We start from the raw sequence: 21,642 nt of genomic DNA, 5'->3' as shown, positions 1-21,642 counted from the left end.
GATTCCGAAGTTCACTCGGTTGTCTCCATGAGGCTGCGGTCCACGACCCGCAGCGTCCGCCGCACCATGCCGTCGACGATGGTCGCCGACTCGCTTGGACGCACATATATCGCCGTGGACTTGAGCAGCCACGGCAGCACCGCCTGGTCGAGCCTCTCCTCATAGGCACTGCGCATCATGTCGAATGCCTGCAGGCCAGGACCTGCGAGGATGACATGATGCGGGCGCAGCACCGATATCGTCGTGGCGACCGCTTCGGCAAGCGCGTGGCCCGCCTGCTGGAACAAGTGCTCGAGACGGGAATCGCCGCTCCGTGCCCGATCGCGTAGCAGAGCCATCTGCGCCTCGGACGGCTGCTGCGACGCCGCCGGCGGCAGGTCGAGAAAGGTGCGGGCATCGCGGTAAAGCGCATAATCGGCAAGATGGGCCTCGATGCAGCCGCGCTGACCGCAGCGGCATTGCGGGCCGTTCAGCGCCAACTTGACATGACCGATCTCACTGCCCGCGCCGGCACCCCAGCGCGCTTCACCGTCGACAATGATGCCCATGCCGACGCCGTGGCCCACCATGATCGTGGCCGTGAGGCCCTGCGCCAGTGCCGGTTCGGCGGCAGCGAGGGACAGCGCGACCGCGACCGCGTCGTTCGCCATCACGACCTCGGCACCGAACGCCTGGCGGATCGGCTTGGCAAGATCGACGTCGGTGATCGACAGCGCCGGGCTCCACAGATGCCGGCCGGTATCGCCGTCGACGATGCCTTGCAGCGCTATTCCGATTCCGAGCAAGCGATGTCGCGGCGTGGCGGTCGCCTCAAGCATGGCGTCGATCTGTGCGATCACGAGCTCGCATAATGCGCTTGCATTGAGCGCGCGCGTCGCGAGTTCAAGTCGCGATTGCGCTAGGGCGGAGCCGCTGAAATCGGCGATCAGTGTCTCGACCAGATTCATGCGCAGCGAGACCGCGATGATGCGGCCAAATTCGGGATTCAGGGTCAGCAGGACTGCCGGCCGGCCGCGGCGACGGCCGCCATCCGCGTCCTCTTCGTCGGCGTCGTCGGGCCACAGCGTCGCCGCATCTGTCTCGGCTTCGCACAGCAGGTCTTCCGCCATCAGCTTCGACGTGATGGCCGAAATGGCGGGGAAGCTCAGGCCCGTGCTGCGTGCGAGCTCGACCCGCGGCAACGGCCCCTGGCGTCGCAGGACCTCGACGAGACGGCCGGGGTTCGATCCGCGGGCCAGGCTCGAAGCACGTCTCAACGGCTCGGGCTGTTCGTTCATATTGCGTTTTTTAATTCTCTTGATGAAATTATTCAACGCAGGCTACTCGTTTGCGGGTCAAAAAGCGCGGATAGCGACTGAAATACGTCATCCCTATACTATTTTTGGCTGAAGATGTGATCATTAACATTCTTGACTGGACATTTTGTCGCGCTAATTTATTCGTTACATGAATAAAATAAGGCGTGAAAAGCGCCGAGCGTGAAATCCCCTCACCGGGGGTGTCGACAGGGAGGTGCATATGAATGTCTCAACCAGAAAATTGATCGTGCCGCTCTTGGCGGGCGCAGCCGCGTTCGCCATGGCGACGGGGGTAGCACAGGCACAGCAGAAAAAGACCATCGCGCTGGTGACCAATGTCGCGGCCGACTTCTGGACCATCGCGGGCCGCGGGCTTGAGAAGGCGCAGAAGGAGCACCCGGACTACAATATCGAATTGATCGTCACCAATGAAGGGACGGCGGCCGGCCAGCGGCGCGAACTGGACGATCTGCTGGTGCGCGGCGTCGCCGGTATCTCGATCTCGGTCGACGATGCACCGCATGCAACCGAAGAACTCAACAAGGTTGCGGCCAAGACCGTGCTGATCACCACGGACAGTGACGCGCCGCAGAGCAATCGCCTCGCCTATATCGGCACCGACAACGTCGCGGCAGGGCGGCAGGCCGGCGAGGAGATCAAGAAGGCGCTGCCGAACGGCGGCAAGATCGCGCTGTTCGTCGGAACGATGGACGCCGACAACGCCCGCGAGCGGGTGCAGGGCATCAAGGAAGCGATCGCCGGCACCAAGGTCGAACTGGTCGACGTGTTCACCGACCAGGTGGACTTCGCCAAGGCCAAGGCGAACATGGAGAACGTGCTCGTCAAATATCCCGACATCGCGCTGCTGTCCGGCCTGTGGAGCTACGAGACGCCGCTGATTTATGACGCGGTGAAGGCCGCAGGCAAGGCCGGCAAGGTGAAGATCGTCGGCTTCGACGAGGATCAGCGGACGCTGCGCGGCATTTCCGACGGCACAATCGAATCCACGGTCGTGCAGCAGCCCTACGAGTTCGGCTATCTTTCCGCCACCAACATCATCAAGACGCTGAACGGCGACAAGTCCTGGATTCCGAAGGACAGCAAGCTGATCGTGCCGACCGAGGTGATCAGCAAGACCAACGTCGCGGAGTTCGCCGCACATCTGAAGGAACTGCTCAAGAAGTAACTTCAGACGGCTTCAACGCCCGACCGCCACAGGCCGCCGGGCGTTGTGCAGGAGGACATGCCGAATGGCGGAAACGCTGCTGGAACTCAGCGGAATCAGCAAGACCTATCCCGGCGTCAAGGCGCTCGACGACGTCAATTTGCGCGTCAATCGCGGCGAGGTGCTGGGCCTGATCGGCGAGAACGGTGCCGGCAAATCGACACTGATGCGCGTGCTCGCCGGCGTGATCGCGCCGAGCGCTGGCGTGATCCGCATTGGCGGCACCGAGCACGCCCGGATGACGGTGACCGAGGCGACGCGATCTGGCATCGCCTTCGTGCACCAGGAACTGAACCTGTTCGAGAATCTCGACGTCGCGGCCAATGTCTTCATCGGACGCGAGAAGCTGGCCGGCGGCCCGCTGAAGCTGGTGGACAATGTGCAGATGCACGCCCGCGTGATGCCGCTGCTGGAACGGCTGGGCGCCGATTTCATGCCGGGCACGCTGGTCGAGAATTTGTCGATCGCGGAGCGCCAGATGGTGGAGATCGCCAAGGCGCTCTCGATCGACGCCCGCGTCATCATCATGGACGAACCGACCTCCAGCCTGACGATTTCGGAGACGGAACGGCTGCTCGAGGTGATTGCCGACCTGAAGACGCACGGCATCTCGGTGATTTATATCTCTCACCGGCTCGGCGAGATCATGAGCTGCGCCGATCGCGTCGTGGTACTGCGCGACGGGCGCACGGTGGGGGAATTGGCGCGCGACGAGCTCAGCCACGCCGCCATGATCCGGCTGATGATCGGCCGCGACCTGAAGGCGCTGTATACACCGCCGTCCTGCACGCCGCAGCCCGGCGGCTGCGATGTCGCCGGCGTCGTGACCACTGCCTTTCCTGACCGGCAGATCAATCTGTCCGTGCTGCGCGGCGAGATCCTCGGCCTCGCCGGGCTCGTCGGCGCTGGCCGCACCTCGCTTGCCCGCGCGGTGTTCGGCGTCGATCCGCTGCTGGGCGGCGAGATCCGGATCGACAACGCCCCGGTCCGCGTCGCCTCGCCGCGTGACGCGATCAGGCAAGGAATCTACCTGGTGCCCGAGGATCGCAAGAAATCCGGCCTGGTGCTGGAACTGCCGATCCGGGAGAACGTGACGCTCGCGAGCCTGCTGGATCATGCGCGGATGTGGCTGGTCAACGGCGCGGCCGAGCGCAGAATCGCCGAAGACCAGACCAGGCGGCTGTCCATCAAGGCGCCGAGCATCGACATCGAAGCCGTCACACTCTCCGGCGGCAACCAGCAAAAAGTGGTGCTGGGCAAGTGGCTCTCCATGCAGCCGCGCGTGATGTTCTTCGACGAGCCGACCCGCGGCATCGATGTCGGCGCCAAGAGCGAGATCTACGCGCTGATGCGCAGCCTCGCCGACCAGGGCGTCGCGATCGTGATGATCTCCTCGGACATGGAGGAAGTCATCGGCGTCTCCGACCGGGTGGCGGTGATGCATGAAGGCAGTGTCAGCGGCGTGATCGAGCGCGACCAGTTCAGCGAATACAACGTGTTGAGACTGGCGGTCGGCCAAGCACTCGAAACCATGGAGGCCGCTGCGCCATGATGAAGAAGGAACTCGGCCTGTTCTTGCTGCTGGCGGTGATCTCCGCCATCACCGGCGCGATCAATCCGGCCTTCCTGTCGTTCGTGAATCTGCTGAACATGGCCAATCTGATCGGCCTGTTCGGTGTGTTCGCGCTGGGTGAAGGTCTCGTCATCATCACCGGCGGAATCGATCTTTCGCTCGGCTCGATGTTCGCGCTGCTCGGCGTCATCTTCATCGACCTGCTGACGACCTATCAGGTGCCCTGGCCGTTCGCGCTGCTGCTGGTCCTGATGGGCGGGCTTGCGCTGGGCGGCATCCAGGGCTTCCTGATCACGCGGCTGAAAATGCAACCCTTCATCGTAACGCTGTGCGGCTTGCTGATCTATCGCGGCGCCGCGCGCTATTACACCAGCGATTCGACGCGCGGCTTCGGCTACGGCGACGAGGCGAGCACGCTGAGCAACATCGCCTCCGGTAATATTGCGGGCATCCCGAACACCTTCATCTTCCTGATCATCCTTGCGCTGATCCTCGGCGTCCTGTTGCACCGCTCGGTCTACGGGCGCTGGCTTTATGCCGTGGGCAAGAACGAGGAAGCGGCGCGCTTCTCCGGCATCAACACCAATCTCGTGATCGCGACCGCCTATGTCATCAGCGGCGGGCTCGCCGGCGTCTCGACCGTGATGTTCGTGTTCTACACCAACTCGGTCTCTCCGAGCTCGTTTGGCAACTTCTACGAACTCTATGCGATCGCAGCAGCCGTCCTCGGCGGCTGCAGCCTGCGCGGCGGCGAGGGCTCCATTCTGGGCATCGTGCTCGGGACGGCGTTGCTGCAGGTGCTGCAGAACCTCGTGAACATCCTCGGCATTCCCAATTCGCTGAACTTCGCGGTGATGGGGACCGTGATCCTGATCGGTGTGCTGGCGGATCAGCAATTGCAGGCCCGTCGACGGCGCAAGGCCGCGCTCGCAGGCCTCGCCCGCACCGCGCCAAGATCGAAGGAAAGCACAATTCTGCAAGGCGCGGCTCCGCATAGCGCGGCTGCGTTGCCGACGACGACGGGCGATCAGGCATGACAACTCGAAAAGGAAGGACCCGGACCGGGAATATGGTCGCGGCAGCTTGAGTAGAGGAACGAGGGGAAGGAGTTCGAGGCGCGAGATCAATCAAGCTCGCGGCGCTCGTATCCAGATTGGCGCAGCAGGCCTGGCCCAGCTGAGCCGCAGGCAGACCCCTCGCCGCCGTCTTGAAGGGCTTTGCGCGCGCACGAATTCTATCTCTGGTTGAATGATCGATGCACTGAAACGACCACGTTACCCGCTGAAGGGCTTTGGGCGGGAACGTGGCACAAAAATAGACAAAGCCGGGGACGCTGAGAGCGCAGAAAATGTCACTTAGGTCTGTAAACACCGCGCGGGCGTGCGGCGTGGGGATGGCGTTGTTATCTCAGTTCAGCGGCGGCGGCGCGCATGCGGCCGATCTCATGACGAAGGCTCCGCCGGTGCCTTACACGGAGACCGATGATTTCTGGACAAGACCATATCTGTTCGGCGATCTCGGCAGGACGCAACTAAAGGAGCGAGGGATTTCGCTGGCCCTGACGCTGGGCGACGAAGCCGTCGGCAATTTGTCGGGCGGCAACAGGAACACCGCGACCCAAGCCGGACAGCTTTTCTTTCAGGCCAAGTTCGACATGGCAAAACTTGCCGGCATCCAGGGCGGCACGGTTGGCCTCACGCTGGTCGACCGCTTCGGCCGCAACCTGAATGACGAGGCGGGAATTCCGGCGCTGCAGCTGACCAACGAAGTGTTCGGCCGCGGCAGCATTCTTCGCCTGACCGAACTCTACTACTCGCAGAAGCTGTTCGATGATCGCCTTGAACTCAAGGGCGGCCGTCTTCCGGTCGGCTCCGACTTCTTCTTTGGTCTCTGCGAGTTCATCAACCTGACCTTCTGCGGCGGCCAGCCCGGCAACATCCAGGGTGGCTACATCTACAATTGGCCGGTGAGCCAATGGGCCGGTGTGGTGCACTACAACTTCGCCAAGGAATGGCAGCTTTCGGTCGGCTTCTACGATGCCAACCCGAACTACCTGACAACGTCGGACTCCGCGACTTACTTCCTGCCGGGTGTCCCCGGCTCTAGCCCCGCCTCGGGCGTGCTGGTGCCGGTCGAGGTGGTCTGGGCGCCGAGCGGTCCGTTGAACGGGACTTGGAGATTTGGCGGCTGGTATGACAGCGCATCGACAATTGATGGCGGCCTGCCTGGGATCATTGCGATCTCTCCGGGTACCGGCGGCGTCTCGGACCAGAATCTCGGAGATTCGCGCGGTCGTTATGGCGTCTACGAATCGATCCTGCAGCGGCTGACGGTTGAAGGTCCCAAGGCACAGGGCTGGTACACCTTCCTCAATACGACTGTCGCCGACCACCGCACGTCGTACCAGGATTACCAGATCGCATTCGGCTTCAGGCACACCGGAACGTTCGCCTCCCGCCCGGAGGACGAAGTCGGCTTTGCGGTCGGTACGACCCATGTGAATACGGCTGCGCTCACGCCCAACGCCGGAGGAAACGAAGTTCCGATCGAAGCCTGGTACGGGTGGCAGGCGACGGGCTGGATGAACCTGAAGTTCGACGCCCAGTATGTGATGCATCCTGGCGGGCGCGGGTACAATGCCGCCGGCATGAAGACCGACAACGCCTGGATTCTCGGTCTGCGCACGCTGGTGCACTTCTGAGCGGAGGTGGCCAGCATGCTTGAGCAAAGCCAGCCATGGTAACCCCTCACGACGCCGGGCTAGCAGTGCCGGAGTTGAAGGTCATCGGCAAGGAGTTCGGCGCCATTCGCGCGTATGGCGTCGCCATCGCATCTGACGAGCGCTAGGGAACAACGTGAGTCCCGGTCTCGCCGGTCAGCGCGGCCATTGCGCAATTGAGGTGGCTGATGATCGCTCGCTTTCCACCACCCTCGAGAAAACGGATGGCGGCATCGACCTTGGGCCCCATGCTTCCCGGCGGAAAATGGCCCGCGCGATGATAGGCCTTGATCTCCGCCAGGCTGACCTGATCCAGCTCCCTCTTGTCGGGCTTGCCGAAATTGATCGCGACGCGGGGCACCGCGGTCAGGATCAGCAGTTCCTCGATGCCAAGCACGTTGGCGATATGGGCCGAGGTCAGGTCCTTGTCGATCACTGCCGGCACGCCGGTGCGCACGCCCCGTTCGTCGCGGATCACGGGCATACCGCCGCCGCCGCCTGCGATGACGATCGTGCCGCGCTTGACCAGCGCGTCGACCAGCGAAATGTCGCAGACATGTTTCGGTTTCGGAGACGGCACGACATGGCGCCAGCCACGCCCGGAGTCCTCGCGCATTTTCCAGTTCAACTCGGCGCTGATGCGCTGGGCTTCCTGCTCGGTGAAAAACGGTCCGACGAACTTGGTCGGATTGGCGAAGGCGGGATCGTTGGCGTCGACCTCGACCTGGGTCAGCAGGCTGGCGACGTGCCGCCCGTTGCCATGCGCGCGCAAGACGTTCTCGATCGCCTGCATCAGAAGATAGCCGATACCACCCTGGCTGTGCGCGACGCAGATGTCCATCGACATCGGCGGGATCCGGCTCATCGTCAGCATCTGGCGCATCATGATCTTGCCCACCACCGGCCCGTTGCCGTGGGTGATCACCAGCTCGTTGTCGAGCTCGGCGAGCGGCAGCAGCGCCTCGGCCGTATGCCGGGCGACGGCCTTCTGCTCGTCCGAGGTGCCGCTGATGTCTTCGGGGTGGACGGCATTGCCGCCGATCGCGATCACGAGACGGCGCGGGACCTCATTGAGTGTTCGCATAGCGCGGCATCCTGACGTCGTTGACGGAAAGAGCGAGAGCGAGGTCGCAGGCATGGGCATTCGACGGCGCCACCACGATGCCGGCGTCCTCGAGCAGCCTGATCTGCGCCGAACGCACCTGGCGATCGAGCTCGGTCCCCGTCACCGACGCAACCAGGACCGGCGCGTCATCGGCGCGGCCCGCCACGACGGCCGCCAGATGCGCTGCCGGATTGTCATGTGCGCCGTATCCGATCACGAGATCGAGCAGGATGACGGCGACCGCGGGATCGGCCAGCGCCGCCCGCAACGCATCGTCGCGCACCGAGGGATCGATCATCGGATGCGGCCGGCCCTGGGTATGTTCGTCGGCCCCGAGGTCGACGATGCGGTCCCTCCCCTGCGCCTCCGGCTCGCCGAAATGCGGGACGCCGGGAATGGCGGCGTTGGACGCCACCTTGCGGCCGCCTGCGGCAAGGATCACCTGCGCCTCGGCACAGAGCGTGCCGCCGGCGAACAACCCTTCGATGCGCTGCGCCGCCTTGCGTCGCTGCGGTAAACGCGCAGCCACGGCGGCAGCGTCGAACTTGCTTCCAATGCTCCGGCCGTTGCCCAGGGTTTTCTCGGCCGCTTCCCTCAATGTAGCGGCAAAGCGTGCATTTGGCGGCAGGTCCGCCGCGGCGGCGCCGATGAAGCACACTGTGTAGGGCTTCGAGCTCCGGCCGATCCGGCCGAGCACGGCCTTGGCCACGTCCGGATGCGGCGGCTTGGAGATGAGCACGACGCGATCGGTCTCGGGATCGGCATCAAGGGCGTCGATCGCCATCAATGTCGTGATGCCGCCAATCTCCTTCTTCAAATCCCGTCCGCCGACGCCGATGGCGTGGGAAATGCCTTCGCCCGCCTCGGACAGCAGGCACGACACCTCCTGCGTACCGGTCCCCGATGCGCCGATGATCCCGATCCTCCCGCGCTTCAGCCGGTTGGCGAAGGCGAGCGGCGCGCCGCCGATGATCGCGGTGCCGCAGTCCGGTCCCATCATCAAGAGGCCCGCTTCGCGCGCCTGCTGCTTCAGCGACAATTCATCCGCAATCGAGACATTGTCGCTGAACATCAGGACATGAAGTCCGCGGTTCAGCGCCTTGCGCGCTTCTGCCGCGGCGAACTCGCCGGGAACGGAGATCAGGGCGAGGTTGGCGGCGGGCGCGGCCTTGACGGCTGCGGCAATGCTGCGCGGCCGCCACGCCGCTTCGCCGGTGCTGCTCGTCTTGGGACGGTCGAGCGCCTTTTGCGCTTCGGCAAGCGCGGCGCTCGCCGCCGCTTCGCTCTCGGCCTTGATCGCGAGAATCAGATCATTGCCCTGGGCGATCACCTCGCCGTCGAGCAACCCGGCGTTGCGCAGGATCGCCTGGTTGGACGGCGTGCCCATCATCAGCGCGGCTTCGACGACGCCCGCCGCCGACGCGATCTCGCGCGACAACCGCATCAACGCCACCGAGTCGAGATAGAAGCCTTTACGAATTTCGTTCAGGACAAACGCGCTCATGACACCCCCAGATCTTCCGCAATGGCGAGGACGGCCTGCCGGAAGCAGGCCATCGGCGCCCGCACCACGCCGGCGCCGACCTGGCCGATGCCGGGCTCGCGATGCGCGATGCCGGTGTTGATGACCGGTGCAAGGCCGGTCTCCACCACCAGGCGAACGTCGATGCCGGTCGGCACTCCGGCAAAGTCGAGCGCGGGGATCGTCCATTCCGGATTCTGCCCGACGGTGATTTCACTCATTGCCCGCGTGAAATTGCCCGCCGACGACGGCGCCCCGGCGCCGATGAATCCGGCAACCGCCGGAGCTGCCGCCATCGCGAAGCCACCAAGCCCGACCGTCTCGACGATCGCGGAGTCGCCCATGTCGGGATTGGCATCCTTGCGCGAATAGCCCGGGAAATAGAGCCCTTCCGGCATTTCCACCGGCGCCGTGAACCAGCGATCGCCCAATCCGCTGACGCGGACCCCGAAGTCGGTTCCATTGCGGCACATCGCGGTCACCACCGTCGAACCGCGAATGCCGTTGGCGGGATCGGTCAGCGCCTTGCCCATCGCCATCGCGATGTTGAGAAAGAACTGATCGTTCTGCGCGATGAAGCCAATGCAGCTTGCGAGAACCTCGTTGTCGTTCGAGGTGCGCGCCAGCGCCGACCCGATCTCGCGCAGGAACACGCTGGAGCAGGCCAGGTTGCGCTGGTGCATTTCATCGCCCATCGAGAGCCCGCGGGCGATGATCGCCTTCAGGTCGATCCCGCCATGCGCGCGGATCGACCTGGCCAGCACCGGCCCGAAGACGTCACGCAGCCAGGCGAGGCGCGCCAGCACGCTATCGTCATTGCCGCCGAAGCGCATGACCTTGCCGAGGCCCTCGTTGATGGCGCAGTAGGCGCGGTTGCCGTATTTGACGTTCTCGACGACGAACACCGGCATGGAGACCGTGGTCATCCCGGTCATCGGACCGACCGCGCCGAAATGATGGTTGGGGTGGAAGGCGACGCCGCCGCCGGCCGCGAGTTCGAAGGCGGCTTCAAGATCCGGAGCCCAGCCTTCGAACACGATCGCGCCTGCCACTGCGCCTCGCATCGGGCCGCACATTCTATCCCACGTGATCGGCGGCCCGGCATGAAGGATCATGCGTTCCTTCAACCCTTCCAGCACATCGCGTGCCGTAACGATATCGATCAGCCTGGGCTCACCCTCGAGGATGCGGGCCAGCGCCTGCTTGTTGGCGTCTTCGATCAGCTTCATGGCCGCGCTCTCACGTACCGAGCTTGGCGAGCAGCGCCGCCATTTTGGGATCGCCGTCGGCAGGAGGCGTCCAGTCGACCTGCACGACCTCGATATCGCAGTCCCGCAAGTCTTTCACAAAGCCTGCTAGCCCGACGTTCACCACGCTCGGCTTGCTCATCAACAGACGCCCGCTCGGCGTTCCTTCCTGCTTGGTCACCACTCGCGGCCTCCCTATATCCGATGCGTCGATCTTAGTAAGAAGGTTTTTACTTTGTCAAACACGCGCAGCCTTTGGTCCGAATTCCCGTCGCGTCGCATGATCGATTAGGCCCCTGCGATTGATCGCGTCGGCGGTCCGTTGCCGGCGAGACCGGCATGATGCAGCGCGCTGTCGTTGAGCAGGCGGCACTCGATCGCGCGCACCACCATCAACGCACCTGCAAACGCATCCAGTCCGGAGCTTTGCCCGATCCTCGACAGCGCCGCGACCGCGGACTTGATACGATTGACCCGTCCGCCAATCGTCGCGTCGATGGCTTCATGCAGCGCCGCCGCCGCGAAGCCGAGCCCGGCACTTTGCAGGTGGGCGGCACTGATCTCATTGGTGCGGCCGAGATGCGCGCGACAGGTCTTCCACAGCGCGTCGCGCGTCGCGAGACGGCCGAGGCCCGCGAGCGCGACCAGCGCGCCGCCGATCAGGTCGTCGCCGGATGGCGTGAGCCCGGGACCAAGTCCGATCAATTCGACGATCTCCGGGTAGTCACGCGGTGCACATCGCTCTCCACGAAGCCCGGCCTCGATCAATCGCTTGAGCGCGGCGAGCCCCGGCGCCGCGGCAGCGAGCACCCGCGACGGCCTTGCGGCCGGCTCCGCGCCACCCGACGACGCCAGTCCCTGCTCGACCGGCAAGCGACGCCAGACCTGATCGACCATCGCAAGCCCTGCCCGCAAACTGTCGATCGTCCATTCCGGCGAAGGCGGCGGCGCCCATACGGAGGCCGTCTCGAAACCGGCAAACCGCATACCGTCGACGAGCAGCATCGTGTCGAGGATCGCAACCTCTTGTCCGGGAACGAGCAGCCGCGGCTCGATCCCGGTGCACAGAAGATGCAGCGGGCCGGAGCCGAGGTCTTTGACACCGATGCAGATCCAGCGATCGTCGAGCACCGCATAAAGGCTGCGCTCGAACACCGCCGCAATACGGCCGCGCCGTCCGCTGCGCAGCGCGCGGCGCGCAAGCACGCCGACCTCGATCACGGCACCGCCGTCGAATCGTTCTGACACGGGCGCGCCGGGCAGGTCGCGAAACGTATTGCCTGGCCGCATCACACCGATCTCCCGTTGCGCAACCATGGCGTCAGGACGCGAGCACGGCGGTTCGCGGCACGCTACTGCCGTGAGCCTCTCCGCCGAGATAGGCGGCTTCAAGCGAGGGATCCTCCGCGATGATTTCGGCCGCACCGCTCTTCAGGATGGCGCCGGTCTCGAGCAGATAGGCCCTGTCGGCAAGCGCAAGGGCTTGCCCGGCCATCTGGTCGACCACGATCAAGGTCATCCCCTCGACGCGAAGCTGCTCGAACGAGGCGAACAGCTCGTCGACGACGAGGGGCGCCAGTCCAAGCGATGGCTCGTCAAGCATGAAGACCTTGGGCGCGGTCAGGAGCCCACGCGCGACTGCGAGCATCTGCTGCTCGCCGCCCGACAAAAGGCCCGCGCGATGGTTGATGCGCTCCTTCAGGCGCGGAAAGCGGGCAAACATCGCGTCGATCTCCGCATCGAGATCAAGACCCTTGCGTGCGAAAGCGCCGAGCTGCAAGTTCTGCCGCACCGTCAGCTCGGGAAACACCTGCCGTCCTTCGGGTACCAGCACGATGCCGGCCCTGGCGCGCGTATGCGCCGGCATCTTGTCGACGCGGCCGCCGGACAGCCTGATCTCGCCGACCGACCGCGGCGGTTCGAGACCGGCAATCGAGCGCATCAGGGTGGTTTTGCCCGCTCCATTGGCGCCGAGTACGGCGATAGCCTCGCCGGGCGCGACGGCAAGGTCGATCCCGCCGAGCGCTCGTGACAGGCCATAGAAGGCATCGAGTGTGCGGACTTCGAGTGCCGTGCCTTGTTTCGCAGGGCGCGGCGCGCGGCGCCGCTCACCGGACGGCGCGTCGCCGAGATAGGCCTTGCGGACCAGTGGATCGTTGCGGATCGCCGCCGCATCGCCGATCGCAATGCGCTTGCCGCCATCGAGAACGACGATGAGGTCGCTCAGCGACATGATCATCGGCATGTCGTGCTCGACGATGATCACCGCGATCCCGGTCTCCGCGATGCGACGGAGCAGAACCGTCAGCCGCTGCTTGTCACCCTTCGAAAGACCGGCGGCTGGCTCGTCGAGCAGCAGGACCTTCGGACGCAAGGCGAGCGCCCTCGCGATCTCAACCAGTCGCTTCTCGCCATGGGGCAGCGCGTCCGCGCGTCTGCTCAAATCGCCGTCGACACCGGCAAAGCGCAACAGCGACCGCGCAAGGCGCTCCTGCGCGTCATTGTGCAGCGCCGACACGATGCTACCGAGCTTGCCGGCCGCCGCCGCCAGAAGGACGTTCTCGATGATCGAGAGCGAACCGAATAGCTGCGTCGTCTGGAACGTTCGCGCCACTCCGACACGTGCAAGCTGGTGCGACGGCAAACCGGTGACGTCGCGGTCGCCAAGCTTCACGGTGCCGGATTTCGGACGATAGAAGCCACAAAGCAGATTCAGCGCGCTGGTTTTCCCCGCACCATTGGGGCCGATGACGCTGGTCACCGTGCCGGTTTCGGCGGTAAACGAGACGTCCTGCACGGCGCGGACACCGCCGAACGAGATCGAGAGGTTTGTGACGTCAAGACGCGACGCGCTGCTGGTCCCGATGCCGAGGTCGGCGACCGGCTCGACGTCCCCCGCACCCGTATCGGCCTTTCCCGTCGGCAGGAACCTTGCCGCGAATTGCTCGATCAACCCCATGATGCCAGAGGGCGCGACCCGCAGCACGGCGAAGAGCAACACGCCAAAAGCAAGCAGACGATACTCCGCGAGATCGGACAGCATTTCCGGCAGCAGCACGACCAGCGCCGCCCCGATCACCGGCCCCAGCGCCGAGCCGGCGCCGCCGACCATGACGCCGAACAGTAGCAGGATCGATTGCAGAAAGGGAAACGAACTCGGACTGATATAGCCCTGGAGGGGTGCAAACAGCGCCCCCGCCAGCGCCATCGCTGCCGCCGAGATGATGAACGCCACGGTGCGGACCCGCACGAGATCAATGCCGATCGATCGCGTCGCAACCTCGGTGTCGCGGGCGGCACGCATGGCGTAGCCCCAGCCGCTGCGCTTCAGGCGCTCGAACAGGATGAGGCCGGCGAACACCAGCACGATGCCCGCGATCGCCAAATGCCGCTCCGACAGCGGAAAGCCGAACACCTGCGGCGGTGCTGTCAGGATCAGGCCGTTGCCGCCGCCCGTGAGGTCACGCCACTCGATCGTGCCGTGCTCGACGATGAAGCCGAAGGCGATCGTCACCATCGCGAGATATGGACCTCGCACGCGCAAGGCCGGCATCGCGAGCAGACCACCGACGACGCTGACAAGAGCAATCGCTGCAGCCGTCGCCGCGAGATAGGGCCACCCTGCCTTCTCCATCAGGAGCACGGTCGTATAGGCCCCGATCGCCATGAAACCGATGTGGCCGAGCGAGATCTGCCCGGCGAGACCGAGCAGCACGTTGAGGCCGATGCAGGCGATCGCCGTCAGCGAGATGGTCGCGACCAGGAACACGCCGTAGCTGTCGGCAGCGGCGGCATAGAGGATGGCGGCCGCGAGTGCCGCGACGGCGGCGAGAACGGAGACGCGGGAGGTCATACCTTTTTCACTCCGGCTCGGCCGAGCAGCCCGTGGGGGAGGACGACAAGTATCGCGATCACCGAGGCGAACGTGATGATCTGGGTGTAGACCGATCCCAGATAGTTGGTCGCGAACACCTCGATCAGGCCGAGACAGAGCCCGGCCAGCATCACGCCCCAGGCGCTGCCGAGGCCGCCGATGATCGCCGCCGCGAAGGCCTTGATGCCGAACAGCGTGCCCATTTCGGAGGACACGTTGAACAGGGGCGCGATCAGCAGCGCAGCAACGCCGGCTAGCATCGCCGAGACCGCGTAGCTTGCCGCGATGGCGCCGCTGACGTTGATGCCCATCAGCCGCGCGGCGTTCGGGTTCTGGACCACCGCGAGCATGGCGACACCGTGACGCGTCCGGCGACTGAGCAGATGAAGTGCCAGCGCCAGCAGCAATCCGACCACGGGAATCAGGAGCTGCAACGGATAGACCCCGGCGCCCTCGACGATCTGGATCGGCTTGGCCGCCAAGACCGACGGAAAGCTGCGCGGCTCCTTGCCGAAGACGAACATCATCACGTTGTCGACGATGATGCCGACCGCAACGGTCGCCATCAGCCAGTTGTCGGAGCCGCGCTGCACGAACGGCCGAACGGCAAGGCGCTCAATCAGCAGGCCGTAGACCGCGCAGACGAGCAGAACGGCGGGAATGCCGGCCGCGGCCGGCCATCCCCACAGCACGAGGAAGAAGTAGCCGGCAACGGCTCCCAGGGTCATCGAGCTGCCCTGGGAGAAATTGACCGTGCCGGAGACGGCGTAGGTGACGTGGAAGCCAAGCGCAAGCAGCCCATACATGCTCCCGAGCGCCAGTCCTGTTATCACCGCGGGAAGAAATGACATCGATGACCACCCTGCTTGTTTGACGGACGATCGCGCGCGGTCAGTTCCGCGCGAACGGCATGATGTGATTGTCCTCGAACCGCGCCCAGATGTAGTCGCCCGCCGTTAGCGCATCGTGCTTGTCCTGCGCGAACGGCTTCTCATAGGTCTTGATCAAGCCGTCCACGCGGTCGATGGCGTAGAAACCGTCACGGACGGCGGTCGGTTCGGTGCCGCCCGCCTTTTCGATTGCTCGCGCAATGACCAGGATGGAGTCGTAGGCGTTGGCGACGCCAACCGCCGGCGTCACGTCCGCAGGCCCCTTGATATCCGAATACTTCGCCTGCAGCGCCGACATCACTCGCTTGCCGACGGGCGACAGGTTCCCGAAGAAGCTGTAGGTCTGGACGAAGATCACGTTCTCCGCGCTCGGCCCGGCGAGCTCGGTGAAACGGCCGCCGGCCGGTCCCCAATGCGAGACGATCGGCGGCGCCCAGCCCATGCGGTCGAGCGATTTCACCACCTGGGAGGACGGTCCGACGTTGCCGACCAGGTAGAGCGTGTCGGCGCCTGCCTGCTTCAAGCGCGACAGCTGGGAAACGACGTCGACGTCGTTGCCTTCAAACTTCTCGACGCCGGCAGGCTCGATTCCTGCGGCCTTCAATGCCGCCTTCAGCCCATGCTCGTTCGACTCGCCCCAGGGATTGTTGACCAGGATGAGCCCGGGCTTCTTCGCATTGTAGGTCTTGCGCGAGAACTGGACGATCGCCTTGTCGACCTCATCGTCCATGGCCGACACGCGGAACACGTAGTTGGACGGGGCGCCGTTCCGCGTGATGTTGGTTCCGGCGGCCCACGGCACGACGAACGGCACCTTGACGTTGTTGACGAACGGCACGATGGCAAGCTCGACCGGCGTGTCGAGGCCGCCGACCAGGACGGCGACCTTTTCGCGCTGAATCAGCTCGCGCGCGGCGATCAACCCTTTGGCCGGATTGCTCTCATCGTCGCGGCGGACGAGCTCGAGCGGACGTCCGAGCACGCCGCCCTTCGCATTGATTTCCTCGATGGCGATCGTCGCTCCGCGGGTGAGCGCCTCGCCGGCGCGCGCCGACTGTCCCGACAGGGCGGTCACCAGGCCGATCTTGATCGGTTCGGCCGCGCGCGCGCCGGACGCGAACGGCAACGCGGCCAGCAGGATCGTCGCTGCGGCGTGCCAAGCCGGCCAACGACGCGCAGGTCCGGACGAAACTATGCTCCTGAAGTTCATCTTCGGTGTTCCTCCGCTGATGGCGGCCTCGGCATCGAAGCCGCCAGTTCCTCCGCTGCCGCTTATGCGCGGACTTGACGGAAGTAAAAACTTTCTTCAAAAATATTCCGATGTCAAGCGAGCGATCAACCGCGCGGGGAAAATTCCGATGGACCCAAGGATTGTCGAGGCCCGCGACGTGTTGATCTCGATCGCGGAAGATGGCGACCGCCTGTCGCGCGGGGAAGCCGTGCTGCGCTCGGATTCTGTCGGACCGGCCCTCGCCGCTCACGGACGCTATCGCTACAGCGCGATCGCGCAACGCCCGGATTTCAATTGGCCGCAAGGACGGCGGCTTGCCGTCTACGTCGGTCTCAACCTCGAGCATTTCGCGTTCGGCGACGGGCTCGGTGCCGAGCTCTGCCCCGGCGGTCCGCATCCGGACGTCCTCAACTACGCCTGGCGCGACTATGGCAACCGCGTCGGCGTATGGCGCCTGATCGAGCTGTTCGACGAGCTGGAGCTACCGCTATCGGTGCTTGCAAACAGCAGCATCTATCACTACTGCCCTGAAATCATGGAGGCATTTCGCGCCCGCGGCGACGAAATCGTCGGTCACGGCCGCACCAATTCCGAGCGCCAGGGTGTGCTTGCGCCTGACGAGGAGCGTCAATTGATCGCGGAAGCGACCGATGTCATCGCACGAGCCGAAGGGCGGCCGCCGCGCGGCTGGCTGGGGCCCTGGATTTCGCAATCACAGGTCACGCCCGATCTACTGGCCGAAGCAGGCTACGAGTACCTGCTCGACTGGTGCATGGACGATCAGCCGGTGTGGTTCTCGACGCGGAACGGCGGCCGCATCCTTTCAGTGCCCTATCCGCAGGAGTTGAACGATATCCCCTCAATCGTCGGTCGCAAGGACTCCGGCGAGCAGTTCGCCGCCATGATCACCGACACGTTCGAGGAGATGCTGGCACAGTCGAAAGGGCAATCGCTCGTCATGGGAATTGCACTGCACCCCTATCTGGTCGGGCAGCCGCACCGCCTGCGTCCGCTGCGCCGCGCCCTGCAAACGATCCTGGCGCGTCGTGACGAGATCTGGATCACCACCGCTGGAGGAATAGCCGCGTTCTCGCGCGCGCTGCCCGATGGCATCGTCCCAACATGATGGAAACAAATCGGGCCCCGATCGCCTCGCCGTTGCAACGAACCGGAGACGACCAGTGAGCACTGCCGACACGCTGTTTCGAAACGCCCGATTGGGCGATGGACGCACCGTCGATATCGCCGTGCGCGACGGCCGCATCACCTCGATCGCGTCGCACTCGCAATCGCCGGTCGCGGCCGGCGAAACCCTTGATCTAGCCGGACGCCTGGTGCTGCCGGGGCTGGTCGATGGTCATATCCACCTCGACAAGGGCTTCGTCGGCGACGATTGGAGGTCCCACCGCCCCTGCACCGCCGGTTTCAGCGTGCGCGAGCGCGTCAAGTTCGAAAAGGAGGCGCTTGCCGGCGCCAGGCCGATCGCGGTCCGGGCGGCGGCGCTGATCGACCTCTGCGTCGCGCACGGCACGACCCGGATGCGCAGCCACGTCGATATCGACCTTCAGGTCGGGTTGCGCAATCTCGAGCAGGTCATGGCCGCGCGCGACGCGCACCGCGACAGGGTGTCGGTCCAGATCGTCGCCTTTCCGCAAAGCGGCATCGTGACATCGCCGGGCGTGGCCGGACTGCTCGACGAGGCGGTTTGCGCCGGCGCGGACCTAGTCGGCGGCCTCGATCCGGCGGGTTACGATGCCGACATCGACGGGCATCTCGACGTCATCTTCGGCGTTGCCGACCGGCGTGGGGTCGGCATTGACATTCACCTGCATGACGGCGGCTTGCTCGGTATCTTCGAGATCGAGAACATTGCACGCCGGACGAAGGCCCTCGGGCTCGGCGGCAAGGTCACGATCAGCCATGCCTATGCTCTCGGCGAGGTGCCGCGAGACGTGGTTCAGCGCACCGCGCAGCTGCTCGCCGAGGCTGGAGTCGCCATTTTGACCAACGCGCCCGGAGCGCATGCGTTTCCGCCGGTGTTGCTGCTGCGCGATGCCGGCGTCAATGTATTCGCCGGCAATGACAACATCCGCGATTCCTGGTGGCCCTACGGCGACGGCGACCTCCTGGAGCGCGCCATGATCGTCGGCTACCGCTCCGGCTTCAGCACCGATGCCGACCTGGCGGCGGCGTTCAACATGGTGACCACCAACGCCGCGCAGGCACTCGGCCTCCCGGACTATGGGGTGGCCGAGGGCGCGGCGGCGGACTTCGTCGTGATCGACGCCCAGCACGTGCAAGAGGCCGTGGTGGCCCGGCCCAGGCCGCGCGATGTCTACAAGAATGGGCGCCTCGTCGCGCATGGCGGCACGGTCGTGACGGCGGCGCGTTGATCTGGATGTGGAGACCGAAACATCCGGAAGGTTACCCCTTGACGAGCCACCGCAATAGCGATCTCAATCCCGCGAGCCTGCACGGCAGGGCCCCGCATCCCGTTGAACATGATGGGCGGGGACATATTGTCCGCGCTGGGCTCGTACAACCTGAGAAAAGCTTGTCCCGTGACTGAAACGACAGCATCGACCAACCCGGCCCGCAGCGCCACACGCGGCAGACGGGCACGCGATTCCGCGTTGACGAAGGAAGCGATCCTGCACGCGGCGACGTTCGAATTCTGCCGCAACGGCATTGGCGGAGCTCGGGTTGAAGCCATCGCGAAGCGCGCCAAAGCCAACATGCGGTTGCTCTACGCCTATTTCGGCGACAAGAACGGCCTTTATCTCGCCGTGCTCGAACACGTCTACACCGAGATCCGCGCAGCCGAACAGCAACTCAAGCTCGACGACCTCGATCCGGTCGCGGCCATGCGCGAGCTGATCAACTTCACGTTCACGTTTTTCGGGGCGCACCAGAACTATATTGCCCTGATCAACAATGAGAACCTGCAGCGCGGCCGCAACCTGCGCAAATCGCGCAAGATCGCCGACCTCACACTGCCCTTGGTCGCGAGCATCGAAAATATCCTTCGCCGGGGCCTTGCGGTCGGGCTGTTCCGCAGCGACGTCGATCCGGTTCAGCTCTACGTCACGATCACGGCCATGAGCTATTTTCATGTCTCCAACCGCTACACGCTGTCGGCGATGTTCGACAAGGATCTGGGAGAGCCGGACTGGCTGGAGAAGCGTCGCCATCACGCGCTGGACGTGATCATGACCTGGTTGACGGCGACGACGGCCGCAAGCGAGGGAAAACGGAAACCGTCCGCAGCCAGAACACCGGCCGGCGCCGCACGGTAGCTCACGCGCGGCAAAATTCCGAGCAGCCTGCGGATGAGCGGCCAGGGTGCTGGCTTCACCGGGCAGCGACGACGCCGTCGCTGCGGGGATCGCTGGCGCCCTCGAGCAGTCCATCCGGGTGCCAGACGATTGCGCCGGCGTGGCCCATGAATTCCTCGAACGCACCGACCACCTGGATGTCGTGGCCGAGCGCCCGCAGCGCGTCGATGACGGCAGGATCGAAACGCGATTCGACCTTGAGATTGTTGTTCTCCTCGCCCCATGTGCGACCGAGCAGCCAGCGCGGCGCGGTCACTGTCGACTGAAGGTCCTGACCGTGCAACGCGTAGCGTGTGAAGATCGCCGCCTGGGTTTGCGGCTGCCCTTCGCCGCCCATCGTGCCGTAGGACAACAGCCGGCCGTCGCTGAGTTCAGCCATTGCGGGCTGAATGGTGTGGAACGGCAGCCGCCCAGGTTCCAGGCGGTTGATATCGGTCTCGGCGAGACCGAAGCTTGTCCCACGGTTCTGCCAGGTGACCCCGCTTTGGGGCAGGATGACGCCCGACCCAAACTCCCAATAGATGCTCTGAATGAAGCTGACGCTGAGGCCGTTCCGGTCGGTCGCAGCAAGCCAGACCGTATCGCCCTGGGCCGTCGGGTCAGGCCAGCGCGCTGCATGATCAACGGCAACGGTCTTTTCGAGCGCCGAAATGGACTCGTCGGTGAGAAACTCGGCCGCCGACTGCGCCATGTAGTCGGGATCGGTCACGTAGCGATTGCGGATGCGGAACGACGCCTTCGTGCTCTCGACCAGCCGATGCAGATGATCGACCCCGTCCGCCCCCTTCGCCATGCGCCGGGCATAGAGCGCAAGAATCAACAGCGAGGCCAGGCCCTGCGTCGGCGGCGGCATGTTGAACACCTTGTGCCCGGCCACATCGACCGACAGCGGTGTCACCAGTGCGGCTCGATGCTGCTCCAGATCGGATAGGCGGAGCGGGCTGCCGAGCCGTTCGAGATCAGCGGCCATCGAACGCGCCAGGTCGCCGCGATAGAAATCGGAAAGGCCGGCTTGCGCCAGCTGCCGCAACGTGGCCGCGACGCGCGGCTGCCGCAACCGTGCGCCGACTGCAAGCGGAACGCCCTGCGGCAGATAGACATCGGCAAAGCCCGGCACATCCTGCAGTTCAGCGCGCTTCTTCGAGGTGTTGTCGTGCAGGGTCTGGGTCACGGCGACGCCATCGGCGGCGTAGCCGATCGCAGGTTCGAGCAACCGCGACAGCGGCATGCGCCCCCCATGGCGATCGCGGCTGAGCTCATAGGCCTTCTGCCAGCCATCGACGGTCCCCGCGGCGGTGAGTGCCGCGAGCGGTCCGCGGCTTGGGATGGTGCTGCAGCCATGCTCGCGATACCAGGCGCGGCTGGCGGCCTTCGCCGACCGTCCGCACGCCTGGATTCCGACCGGTGCGGAGCCCGCCCGGCCGACCAGCCAGAAGCTGTCGCCGCCGAGGCCGTTCATGTGGGGATAGACCACCGCGATCGTGGCGGCGGACGCAATCATCGCCTCGACCGCATTGCCACCTTCGGAGAGGACGGCGAGCCCGGCCTGCGCCGCAAGATGATGCGGCGCGGTCACCATTCCGCTATAGCTTCGCTTGGTCTGCAGCATGAGCGCGTTCTCCG

17 protein-coding genes are annotated in these 21,642 nt (G+C 64.9%); 7 read left to right on the top strand and 10 right to left on the bottom strand.

Going from position 1 to position 21,642, the window contains the following annotated elements; genetic code table 11:
• Window positions 1-11: 11 nt before the first annotated feature.
• The gene (locus QA639_RS10190; RefSeq protein WP_157340831.1) at window positions 12-1,277 is read right to left on the bottom strand and encodes an ROK family protein; all 1,266 of its coding nucleotides are present in this window, start codon (window positions 1,275-1,277) and stop codon (window positions 12-14) included.
• A 241-nt stretch (window positions 1,278-1,518) separates the two neighbouring features.
• On the opposite strand from QA639_RS10190, the gene QA639_RS10185 reads away from it, so the two are divergent.
• The 4 genes from QA639_RS10185 to QA639_RS10170 all read left to right on the top strand — a co-directional run bounded on the left by QA639_RS10185 (window position 1,519) and on the right by QA639_RS10170 (window position 6,797).
• On the top strand, window positions 1,519-2,484 hold the full coding sequence (locus QA639_RS10185) for a sugar-binding protein (protein ID WP_082190794.1): 966 nt from the start codon (window positions 1,519-1,521) through the stop codon (window positions 2,482-2,484).
• A gap of 64 nt (window positions 2,485-2,548) precedes the next feature.
• Entirely contained in the window at window positions 2,549-4,075 is a 1,527-nt protein-coding gene (locus QA639_RS10180; RefSeq protein WP_283089698.1) for a sugar ABC transporter ATP-binding protein, read from the top strand.
• On the top strand, window positions 4,072-5,133 hold the full coding sequence (locus QA639_RS10175) for an ABC transporter permease (RefSeq protein WP_283089697.1): 1,062 nt from the start codon (window positions 4,072-4,074) through the stop codon (window positions 5,131-5,133). The genes QA639_RS10180 and QA639_RS10175 overlap by 4 nt, the downstream gene beginning before the upstream one ends.
• A gap of 311 nt (window positions 5,134-5,444) precedes the next feature.
• On the top strand, window positions 5,445-6,797 hold the full coding sequence (locus QA639_RS10170; protein WP_283089696.1) for a carbohydrate porin: 1,353 nt from the start codon (window positions 5,445-5,447) through the stop codon (window positions 6,795-6,797).
• Window positions 6,798-6,939: 142 nt separating this feature from the next.
• Here the strand turns inward: QA639_RS10170 and arcC are convergent, their stop codons facing one another.
• The 8 genes from arcC to QA639_RS10130 all read right to left on the bottom strand — a co-directional run bounded on the left by arcC (window position 6,940) and on the right by QA639_RS10130 (window position 16,579).
• Window positions 6,940-7,899: a carbamate kinase gene (arcC, locus tag QA639_RS10165; protein WP_028333375.1), complete on the bottom strand. Its 960-nt coding sequence runs from the start codon at window positions 7,897-7,899 to the stop codon at window positions 6,940-6,942.
• Window positions 7,883-9,424 carry an acyl-CoA synthetase FdrA gene (gene fdrA, locus QA639_RS10160; protein ID WP_038377335.1) on the bottom strand — a complete coding sequence of 514 codons (1,542 nt, stop codon included), beginning with the start codon at window positions 9,422-9,424 and terminating at the stop codon, window positions 7,883-7,885. Before fdrA ends, arcC begins: the two co-directional genes overlap by 17 nt.
• Window positions 9,421-10,671: a YlbE family protein gene (locus QA639_RS10155; protein WP_028333376.1), complete on the bottom strand. Its 1,251-nt coding sequence runs from the start codon at window positions 10,669-10,671 to the stop codon at window positions 9,421-9,423. The genes fdrA and QA639_RS10155 overlap by 4 nt, the downstream gene beginning before the upstream one ends.
• Before the next feature lie 10 nt (window positions 10,672-10,681).
• A complete protein-coding gene (locus QA639_RS10150; protein ID WP_225642729.1) occupies window positions 10,682-10,870 on the bottom strand; it encodes a hypothetical protein in 189 nt (62 codons plus the stop codon).
• A gap of 107 nt (window positions 10,871-10,977) precedes the next feature.
• Window positions 10,978-11,979 (bottom strand): oxamate carbamoyltransferase subunit AllH family protein, encoded by a 1,002-nt coding sequence (locus tag QA639_RS10145; RefSeq protein ID WP_283089695.1) that lies wholly within the window; start codon window positions 11,977-11,979, stop codon window positions 10,978-10,980.
• Between the two features lie 31 nt (window positions 11,980-12,010).
• Entirely contained in the window at window positions 12,011-14,542 is a 2,532-nt protein-coding gene (locus QA639_RS10140; protein WP_028333378.1) for a branched-chain amino acid ABC transporter ATP-binding protein/permease, read from the bottom strand.
• Complete coding sequence (locus QA639_RS10135) at window positions 14,539-15,414, bottom strand: branched-chain amino acid ABC transporter permease (RefSeq protein WP_028333379.1); 876 nt, start codon at window positions 15,412-15,414, stop codon at window positions 14,539-14,541. The genes QA639_RS10140 and QA639_RS10135 overlap by 4 nt, the downstream gene beginning before the upstream one ends.
• 40 nt (window positions 15,415-15,454) lie before the next feature.
• On the bottom strand, window positions 15,455-16,579 hold the full coding sequence (locus QA639_RS10130) for an ABC transporter substrate-binding protein (RefSeq protein WP_028333380.1): 1,125 nt from the start codon (window positions 16,577-16,579) through the stop codon (window positions 15,455-15,457).
• A gap of 232 nt (window positions 16,580-16,811) precedes the next feature.
• On the opposite strand from QA639_RS10130, the gene QA639_RS10125 reads away from it, so the two are divergent.
• From QA639_RS10125 to QA639_RS10115, 3 genes are all read left to right on the top strand, one after another.
• Complete coding sequence (locus QA639_RS10125) at window positions 16,812-17,810, top strand: polysaccharide deacetylase family protein (protein ID WP_410712150.1); 999 nt, start codon at window positions 16,812-16,814, stop codon at window positions 17,808-17,810.
• 55 nt (window positions 17,811-17,865) lie between these two features.
• A complete protein-coding gene (locus QA639_RS10120) occupies window positions 17,866-19,077 on the top strand; it encodes an amidohydrolase family protein (RefSeq protein WP_028333382.1) in 1,212 nt (403 codons plus the stop codon).
• Between the two features lie 126 nt (window positions 19,078-19,203).
• Window positions 19,204-19,980, top strand: a complete 777-nt coding sequence (locus QA639_RS10115) for a TetR/AcrR family transcriptional regulator (RefSeq protein ID WP_283089694.1) — start codon at window positions 19,204-19,206, stop codon at window positions 19,978-19,980.
• 55 nt (window positions 19,981-20,035) lie between these two features.
• Here the strand turns inward: QA639_RS10115 and QA639_RS10110 are convergent, their stop codons facing one another.
• Window positions 20,036-21,628 carry a gamma-glutamyltransferase family protein gene (locus QA639_RS10110; RefSeq protein ID WP_283089693.1) on the bottom strand — a complete coding sequence of 531 codons (1,593 nt, stop codon included), beginning with the start codon at window positions 21,626-21,628 and terminating at the stop codon, window positions 20,036-20,038.
• Window positions 21,629-21,642 lie beyond the last annotated feature (14 nt).

Source organism: Bradyrhizobium pachyrhizi, assembly GCF_029714545.1.
Classification (GTDB): domain Bacteria; phylum Pseudomonadota; class Alphaproteobacteria; order Rhizobiales; family Xanthobacteraceae; genus Bradyrhizobium; species Bradyrhizobium pachyrhizi.
Note: the sequence above shows the minus strand (reverse complement) of the source record. Positions and strands in the feature narration are given on the sequence as shown.

What these genes read in the sequence shown, in the direction of transcription:
- QA639_RS10190 (WP_157340831.1), bottom strand. Translation starts at nt 1,277, where the DNA reads ATGAACGAACAGCCCGAGCCGTTGAGACGTGCTTCGAGCCTGGCCCGC.
- QA639_RS10185 (WP_082190794.1), top strand. Translation starts at nt 1,519, where the DNA reads ATGAATGTCTCAACCAGAAAATTGATCGTGCCGCTCTTGGCGGGCGCA.
- QA639_RS10180 (WP_283089698.1), top strand. Translation starts at nt 2,549, where the DNA reads ATGGCGGAAACGCTGCTGGAACTCAGCGGAATCAGCAAGACCTATCCC.
- QA639_RS10175 (WP_283089697.1), top strand. Translation starts at nt 4,072, where the DNA reads ATGATGAAGAAGGAACTCGGCCTGTTCTTGCTGCTGGCGGTGATCTCC.
- QA639_RS10170 (WP_283089696.1), top strand. Translation starts at nt 5,445, where the DNA reads ATGTCACTTAGGTCTGTAAACACCGCGCGGGCGTGCGGCGTGGGGATG.
- arcC (WP_028333375.1), bottom strand. Translation starts at nt 7,899, where the DNA reads ATGCGAACACTCAATGAGGTCCCGCGCCGTCTCGTGATCGCGATCGGC.
- fdrA (WP_038377335.1), bottom strand. Translation starts at nt 9,424, where the DNA reads ATGAGCGCGTTTGTCCTGAACGAAATTCGTAAAGGCTTCTATCTCGAC.
- QA639_RS10155 (WP_028333376.1), bottom strand. Translation starts at nt 10,671, where the DNA reads ATGAAGCTGATCGAAGACGCCAACAAGCAGGCGCTGGCCCGCATCCTC.
- QA639_RS10145 (WP_283089695.1), bottom strand. Translation starts at nt 11,979, where the DNA reads ATGCGGCCAGGCAATACGTTTCGCGACCTGCCCGGCGCGCCCGTGTCA.
- QA639_RS10140 (WP_028333378.1), bottom strand. Translation starts at nt 14,542, where the DNA reads ATGACCTCCCGCGTCTCCGTTCTCGCCGCCGTCGCGGCACTCGCGGCC.
- QA639_RS10135 (WP_028333379.1), bottom strand. Translation starts at nt 15,414, where the DNA reads ATGTCATTTCTTCCCGCGGTGATAACAGGACTGGCGCTCGGGAGCATG.
- QA639_RS10125 (WP_410712150.1), top strand. Translation starts at nt 16,812, where the DNA reads ATGGACCCAAGGATTGTCGAGGCCCGCGACGTGTTGATCTCGATCGCG.
- QA639_RS10110 (WP_283089693.1), bottom strand. Translation starts at nt 21,628, where the DNA reads ATGCTGCAGACCAAGCGAAGCTATAGCGGAATGGTGACCGCGCCGCAT.